Annotated in this window: 9 protein-coding genes; 1 reads left to right on the forward strand and 8 read right to left on the reverse strand. The window is 46.4% G+C overall.

Annotated features, from left to right (window positions below):
• The 8 genes from E2K52_RS12375 to E2K52_RS12405 form a co-directional block, all read right to left on the reverse strand.
• On the reverse strand, positions 1-376 hold a 376-nt coding region (locus E2K52_RS12375; RefSeq protein WP_151205378.1), incomplete at its 3' end, for a glycerate kinase.
• 66 nt (positions 377-442) lie between these two features.
• Positions 443-1,015, reverse strand: a complete 573-nt coding sequence (locus E2K52_RS12380; RefSeq protein WP_151205379.1) for an HdeD family acid-resistance protein — start codon at positions 1,013-1,015, stop codon at positions 443-445.
• Positions 1,016-1,149: 134 nt separating this feature from the next.
• Positions 1,150-1,908, reverse strand: a complete 759-nt coding sequence (locus E2K52_RS12385) for a hypothetical protein (protein ID WP_151205380.1) — start codon at positions 1,906-1,908, stop codon at positions 1,150-1,152.
• A gap of 95 nt (positions 1,909-2,003) precedes the next feature.
• A complete protein-coding gene (gene topA, locus E2K52_RS12390; protein ID WP_151205381.1) occupies positions 2,004-4,646 on the reverse strand; it encodes a type I DNA topoisomerase in 2,643 nt (880 codons plus the stop codon).
• A gap of 30 nt (positions 4,647-4,676) precedes the next feature.
• Complete coding sequence (locus E2K52_RS12395) at positions 4,677-5,126, reverse strand: ammonium transporter (protein WP_151205382.1); 450 nt, start codon at positions 5,124-5,126, stop codon at positions 4,677-4,679.
• Positions 5,127-5,238: 112 nt separating this feature from the next.
• The gene (locus tag E2K52_RS15080; protein WP_153228196.1) at positions 5,239-5,394 is read right to left on the reverse strand and encodes a hypothetical protein; all 156 of its coding nucleotides are present in this window, start codon (positions 5,392-5,394) and stop codon (positions 5,239-5,241) included.
• A gap of 462 nt (positions 5,395-5,856) precedes the next feature.
• Complete coding sequence (locus tag E2K52_RS12400) at positions 5,857-6,855, reverse strand: hypothetical protein (protein WP_151205383.1); 999 nt, start codon at positions 6,853-6,855, stop codon at positions 5,857-5,859.
• 217 nt (positions 6,856-7,072) lie between these two features.
• A complete protein-coding gene (locus E2K52_RS12405; protein ID WP_151205384.1) occupies positions 7,073-7,318 on the reverse strand; it encodes a SlyX family protein in 246 nt (81 codons plus the stop codon).
• Between the two features lie 33 nt (positions 7,319-7,351).
• Between E2K52_RS12405 and E2K52_RS12410 the strand changes: the two genes are divergently transcribed.
• Positions 7,352-7,804, forward strand: a 453-nt coding sequence (locus E2K52_RS12410) for an ATP-binding cassette domain-containing protein (protein WP_151205385.1), incomplete at its 3' end; no start/stop codon positions are given.

Consider the following 7,804-nt stretch of genomic DNA (forward strand, 5'->3'; position numbering starts at 1 on the left):
CTAGCGCCTGCCGGATCATCTCGCCCGTTCCGTAGCTGGAGGTCAACATCGGATTACGCTGTGAGGAGGCTAACAAATGAATGCCATTGGCCTTGGCCATTTCAATCACGGCGGTCCGGCCCTCATCGACCAGACCAAAATAGGTGTTGATCCGCTGACTGGCCAATGGGCCGGTGACCTGACAAAAAACCTGCTGCCCCTTTAAGCTAGAGATTAAGGCATCTACCGTTCCTTCACCGCCGTCTGCCATCGGCACTGCCAGGCAGACAGCATCCGGACAGACCTGAAGAATGCCACTCTGCATGGCCTGGCAGACCTGGACAGCGCTCAGACTTTCCTTAAAGGAATCCGGTGCAAGTACAAAGATTTTCGCCATCCACTGATCCCCAGTTTTTTATTCATCATACAACACAAATATATAGAGCTGTGTTTAACTGTCTATTTAAAGTTCTGCTGAGCTTTTTGGAACTTCGCGGCGGATATAGGTAGCCAGTGACAGGTAATTCACGCCTTGAAATAGAATATCAATGGCCAGAAATAAACCCAATACCCAAAATGGTGCATCAGGGGACTGTAAAATGACTACACCGGCCAGCAGGGTGAATACACCGGATAACAAAGTCCAGCCCCATCCACGTGCAGTACGGAACAAAAGCGCATTCAGGATACGGATAACCCCGGCAATAATCAGGATAATGGCCAGAATATGAGTCAAGACCACTGCTGTCTGTACAGGGGTGCTAAAAGCATAATATCCGGCCAGGAGATATAAAACCCCGAACAAGGCCCAGAACCAGCGAAAACCACCCTGAAAAATTTTGAATGCCGCAATAAAATGCAGAATTCCACCCATCATCATAAATGCCCCGAACATAAAGACTGCGGACAGGGTGGCAAAAGGTAAAGTAGCCAGTAAGACCAGACCGAAAATCATCAATAAGATACCCAGTCCCAGATACCATTTTCGCTGTTGATGCAGCTGGCTGCGCACCAAGTCATTGCCTACTGTTTTCATTCTTTCATCTCCAATGATCTTTTTCTCTTATTGATCATACTCAATTCAAATGAACAAAAGGTGTAAAAGTGCTACTTTTATCCCTCAGGCTGGTTATAGACTGTGGATAATTTTAGTGTTATCCACACTCTCTTTTATTGTTTCCAGCCAAGTTCAATAGCCGTTATTTCATTCAACAGGGTCTGCTTTAAAGATGCGGGCATTTTACTGGTGCTTTGCGATATCGGCAGATGGCCCGCCATCAGCTCCGCTTTGGCCTGTGGATATAAAGGCTGCTGCTTGGGGTCAGCATAACCTACTGGAAAAATGGGTTGGCCTGTGGCCAAGTCATATTTATCCGAGGCTCCAAAGGCATGCAATAACTCATGTACCAGCACAATTTTATTCTGTTCAGCCTGTTTTTCGGAGGCAAATAAATTGACTGAACCAATCCGACCTTTTTGTAAAGCGGTGGAATGTTTTAACTGGCTGGTTCGGGCCGGGTCATAGTAATTTAAAAACAAGGTCACGTTGGCCGATGGATCTGAGTCCTGATGTTGTTGCCAGGCATAAAACCTGAATTTTAGGCTCCAGCCTACCGTTTGCAATAAAGACGCCTGCTCAGGCACTTTAGGCGGCAATTCCTTCAGTTCACGCCCCAGATTAAAATAAAAATAAGTCGGCTTTCCGCGATACTGCTGTGCAGAGGTTTGCAAATAAGTCCGGGCCTCTTCCAGATCCTGTACTGACAGCTGCTGGATATAATTTTGAGTAGTGGCCAATCCATCAGCATTGACCGGATGCAGTAGGACAAAAACCGGCTTATTCCAGTCCTGATTCCGGTCCCGATAGGCATTAACGGCCACAATCAGTAGAATCACCAATAAAATCAGAATCCGAATCTTTTTCCACATTGCCCCAAAACTGCCTTATCGTTATTTTTAAAATGGCATACATCATAAATAAAAAATGCCGACATTCGTCAGCATTTTTTGAATATTTTTAAGCTTTAGGCTTCCACCCATTTGCCATCCTGATATACCAGAGACCACTTGGTCTGCTTGCCCTCTGGTGTTTCCGAACCCACATATTGGGCCTGGTTCTTACGGCTGAATTTTACCAGAGTCGGATTTCCTTCAGGGTCCACATCGGGTGCCTGTAACAGGAACTGATATTTTGGATCAATTTGATCTGCCACAGTCCGCAATTCTGCTACTTTAGGGGCCCGGGTTTCACGAACTTTCGGGAACTTGCTTGCCGCCAGGAATAGACCTGCTGCCCCATCACGCAGGACAAAGTAGTCATCATGCTTGGTTGAGCGCAAATGTTCCATCTTGATCGGATCCACACGCGGCGGTGCAGGCTGGCCATTTTTCAGGACTTTGCGGGTATTATCACAGTTGTTGCAGGCAAAATAAGGACCAAAACGGCCAGTCTTCAGCTGCATTTCTCCATCACATTTATCACATGGAATGGTTGGGCCGTCGTACCCCTTGATTTTAAACTCGCCTTCTTCAAGCTCATAACCGGCACAATCCGGGTTATTCCCACAGATATGCAGTTTACGCCCGCCATCAATCACATAACTGTCCATCGCGGTTGAGCAGATTGGACAGCGTTTTTTAGACATCAGATCTGCTGTTTCTGCAGCGTCATCATCGGAAAGGGCAGCCAAAGATTCAACCGGGGTCAGGTTAAATGTACCTTTGCAACGCTCTTTCGGTGGCAGGTTATAGCCTGAACAACCCAGAAATACTCCCGTAGTTCCGGTACGAATCTGCATCGGACGGTCACATTCTTTACAATGTACTGCCTCAACTTCTACCGGCTGATTACGGCGCATTCCGTTCTCGCCTTGGGCATTGGTCAGTCGTTGTTTGAAATCACCATAGAAACTGTCCAGCAGCTCTTTCCAGTTACGCTCGCCATCCGCGACCTTATCCAGTTGTCCTTCAAGATCGGCAGTAAAGTCGTAGTTCATCAGGTTATTGAAGCTTTCATCCAGACGATCGGTGACGATCTCGCCCATCTTTTCGGCATAGAGACGACGGTTTTCCAGCTTCACATAACCCCGATCCTGAATAGTAGAAATAATCGCAGCATAGGTTGATGGACGGCCAATACCTTTTTTCTCCAGCTCTTTCACCAGTGAAGCTTCGGTAAAGCGTGCTGGCGGCTTGGTAAAGTGCTGAGAAGGATCAAGTTTTTCCAGTTTTAGTACTTCGCCGACTTTAACCGCCGGTAACAGCACATCATCATCAGACTTGTTCTGACCACGGACTTTGGTAAAACCATCAAATACCAGCGTACGGCCTTTGGCTTTCAGTTCTACCCCATTGGCATCCACTAAAATGGTCGAGGACAGATATTCTGCCGGGGTCATCTGGCAAGCGACAAACTGGCGCCAGATCAGGTCATACAGACGCTGCGCATCACGTTCTACTCCGGCCAGGCTATCACCTTTCAATGCCACATTTGATGGACGGATTGCTTCGTGGGCTTCTTGTGCACCCGCCTTATTGCCATAACGGTTCGGCTGGGCCGGCAAGTATTTTGTACCGTATTCGGACTCGATATGATCACGCACCATATTGACAGCATCTGCACTCAAGAAGGTCGAGTCGGTACGCATATAGGTAATAAAACCAGCTTCATACAGGCGCTGCGCCAGCATCATGGTTTTCTTCACCGAAAACCCCAAGCGGGTACTGGCGGCTTGCTGCAAGGTCGAGGTGATATAAGGCGCGCTTGGATTTACCTTGGTCGGCTTATCCTCACGCGTGATGACCTTGTATTCGGCATCTTTAATCAGGTTTAAAAGCGCGTCGGTTTCATCTTTGTTACGCAGCTTTAAGGTCTTGCCATGTTGCTTGACCGCTTCCAGACGGATATTGTCTTTATTGGATTGGGTATCGGCAAAAACCTGCCAGTATTCTTCAGGAATAAATTTGCGGATTTCACATTCACGTTCGACGACCAGCTTGACCGCCACCGATTGCACCCGACCGGCAGACAGACCACGGGCAATCTTTTCCCATAGCAGTGGCGAAATCATGAAGCCGACCACACGGTCCAGAAAACGGCGCGCCTGTTGGGCATTGACTTTATTGGTATCCAGACGTGCTGGCTGTTTAAAGGCTTCCTGAATGGCATTTTTGGTAATTTCGTTAAAGACCACACGCTGGTAACGTGAATCATCTCCCCCGATCACTTCTTTTAAATGCCAGGCAATCGCTTCCCCTTCACGGTCCAAATCCGTTGCAAGATAAACTTCATCAACTTGTGATGCCAGCTTTTTCAGTTCAGCGACCACGCCTTCTTTACCCGGAAGGACTTCATATTTGGCCTTCCATCCATGCTCTGGATCGACGCCCATCCGGTTAATCAACGCATTTTGTGCCTTTTCAGCTTTTTCAGCGTCGGTCAATTTGACTCGTGTCGCCGGTTTTTTCTCTGCACTCTTGGCAGAACCACCGGTTGGCAGGTCACGCACATGACCTACTGAAGATTTCACAATGTAGTTTGGACCGAGATACTTGTTGATTGTTTTCGCTTTTGCAGGCGACTCCACAATCACCAAGGCACGTTTACTTCCAGCGTCGGAAGTTTTTGCCGTGCTGCTTTTTGATGTGGACCGAGGAGCGTTCGCCATATTAACCGTTAATCCTGTTCATATCTAAAATTAAAGTTCAGTCAAAGCATGTAAAAGTGTCTTGATCTCGTCTAGTTGAGTCGCTCTAAGATCAGCTTCTTCATCCCAATAGACTCCTACACAGTTTGCCTGCATATCAATAGCATAAATGCCCTTTAATGCAATGGGAAAATCTGCAAATTTATCATCGCCCTGCACCAGCTCGAGCTTATTGTCGACCACACGGGCACGCATGAGTGGCAACCGCGCCTCTGGGAGCAGGATGCTATAATATGCCACCATACTGGCACGACTCTCTGTCGCTTTGGGAACTTTGGTCCATTCTGGTGCAACCACCAGTCGCGGGTGCAGCCCTATTTTACGGGCTTTGTCACGCATTATGCCTAAGGCTTTTTCCCGAGGACTAATGCGCAGTCCAAAGATCGACCCCAGCACAAAAATAATGATGACGAGTGCCACCCAGATTCCGGTATTTTCCATAGTTTAACCTTTATGCTCTTATATTAGAGTTGCATAAGCACAATATAAAACGCAAGCATCGCTTGCGAAATACTATTTTATTCTCTTCTTCTATAACTTTGATTCGTTTGTGTTAAGACAGGATTTCAGTATCGAGCAGGCTGATCATAGCGGCTATACTCGCGGCGTCAATCACACTGAAGGCATCCAGATTTTCCTTGGCCTGAATCAGCTGGTCATTATAAACCGGCTTGCTACTCTCATGTTTTACAATATTTTGTTGCTTCAAAGCTTGAATAAATCCTGTACAGATGACGGCTCCAAACCTCGTACAGAATTGTATTTACAAAACAGCTGTTAGTAGCAATTTTTATTAAATCATCACTATACAGTTAGTCCAGTTGCAGTTAGCGGGCTTGAGCTGGATCTCCTAACTTACTGTCTGATCCTGGCTATGAAGTAGCCGATCCTGCTTTAACTGACCAATCGTCCGCTGGATAGGGATAGACCATGCTTTTAACCAGGATTTCAAAACATTAGTGAAAGAGTTGAACTGTTTAGGCTGATTTTTTAATCATAATTTGCCCACGAATAGCGCTTTAAACTCGGCTTTATCTGAGTCAATCTGCTGTAAAGCCAGCTTGGCCACTCTGCTAGGCGGAAGGTCTTTACTGTGTTATTGCCTGAAAGCCCATCATTGCCAGCAAGTCGACACTAACAGTACTTTTTCATATGCTCTTATAAACTGATTCTAATTTAGAAACATCTCATGGCTATATAGTACTTCGTGCCCATTCCAATAAACATATCCCTTTTCAATCAACTCTTTAAGTAAAAGGCGCACATCGGACTTGGGAAATAACTGCTCCAGCAGGTCACGCAGTGCATAAATATCTTTGGGCTTATCCCCCTGCAATGCGCGCATTTTACGTGCCACTTCCAGCTGTACAGGATCAAATTTACTGAAGTTTTTAAACAATTCCTGCTGGACCGACTGAATAGAAGGTTGAGCAGCTTCAGTCACTGGCTCTTCCTTATGAAGCTGTGACAGCGCCTGATCCAGCGAGAGCTTTTCAACAGTCCCCTGCTCTTCCAGATCCAGTTGTACCCATTGTTTTAATACCTTTTTACGGAAGCTGACCTGCTCGTCATAGCGTTTGACAATTTTCAGGTTAATCAGCATTCCAATGACATGCTGTGCCTGAGCTGGCAGCACTTGCAGGATATTGCTGACCGAGTTTTTCAAGCTTTCCAGTGTCCCCGGTTTGCCACTCATCTTGCCCAAGGCATCGCAATATTTTTTGACCAGCTGCAAAGCAGGCTTGGCTTTGATGGTCTGAATGCTGGGCAATTGGATCTTCGGTTTATCTTGGGCAGAAGCGGCATCATCCGGCTGAATCTGGATCAGGCTACACGGAATTTCTGAGGCTTGCAGCATGTCCATCAGCAGCTCACTGCTGTCCATAGCCGAAATCAGCTCAACTTGGGTATCGGCTTCCAACAAGGCCATCAACTGCCCGACGATCACGGCATATTCATATTCTTTATGTGGTGCTTCTGGCGTATCCAGAATCACAACCTGTCCACTGCTAATCCAACTGGCAAGCTCGGTAAGATCTTCCAGAGCAAATTCGAATTTTCCTGCACAGTTAAACAGATATAAACTCGGATAATGCTCGACGATATTACGTAGCAGCTGGGCTGTAGGAAAGTTATTTTCAAGATCGAGAAGGACAACTTTTTGGCGCATAAGGCAAGATTAAGCATAAACCTGAAATACTCTATTAGAGTAGGAAGCGCGTGAAAGGTCAAACAGTTTTCTACGTGGGCAAAGGTGGATATATCTGAAAAATCATCTAAAAAGCGGCAAAAATTGCCGATAGGTGCCGAGGCTGATGCGCTGCAAGCTCTCTAAAAAAGAAACCCTTACGATTAGTAGGGTTTCTTTTTTCATAATCACTTGCAAATTAATAATGTGGTGGACGGTTGCTAATCGGGTCAAAAGCATCAATTCCTTCAGACAGGTCAGCAGACTCAACACGTTGATATAACAGCTGCATTTGTTTTTTTAAATCGATAATTTCCAGATGCTGCAGGCTCACCTGCTGATTCAGTTGTTCAACTAAATCATCTAAAAATGCAATTCGCACTTGCAAATCTTCAATGGGTGCGGAAAATGACGCCTGATCATTTAGATTTTGTTGTTTAGTCATTTTAAGTCCTCATTTGGGATTTCAGGAAACATTATGGCCTATATTACCTTAAGGGATGTCCAACTGGCATTTGGCGGACCTGCCTTGCTCGACGGCGCGAATTTTAACTTGGAACGCGGCGAACGGGTGTGTTTGATTGGCCGTAATGGTGAAGGTAAGTCTACCTTACTTAAACTGATTGAAGGAAGCTTACTCCCGGATGCTGGTGAAGTTTCCTTACAAAATGGCATCACCATTTCCATGCTGGCCCAAGACGTGCCGATGGATTCTGGCAAGGTCGCAGATATCGTCGCAGACGGGGCTGGTAAAGCTGCAGAAGTCCTGCGTGCTTATCATGAAGCCAGCGAAGCATGTGTGCTCGGTGATATGGAAGCCTGTGACCGCATGGGTAACTTACAACACCAGATGGATCTGCTGGATGGCTGGGCCCTGGAAACCAAAGTCAACTCTATCCTCAGTAAAATGGGACTGGATCCGGAAGCCGAC

Origin of the sequence: Acinetobacter sp. RF14B (assembly GCF_006864105.1) — a bacterium.
Taxonomy (GTDB): domain Bacteria; phylum Pseudomonadota; class Gammaproteobacteria; order Pseudomonadales; family Moraxellaceae; genus Acinetobacter; species Acinetobacter lwoffii_C.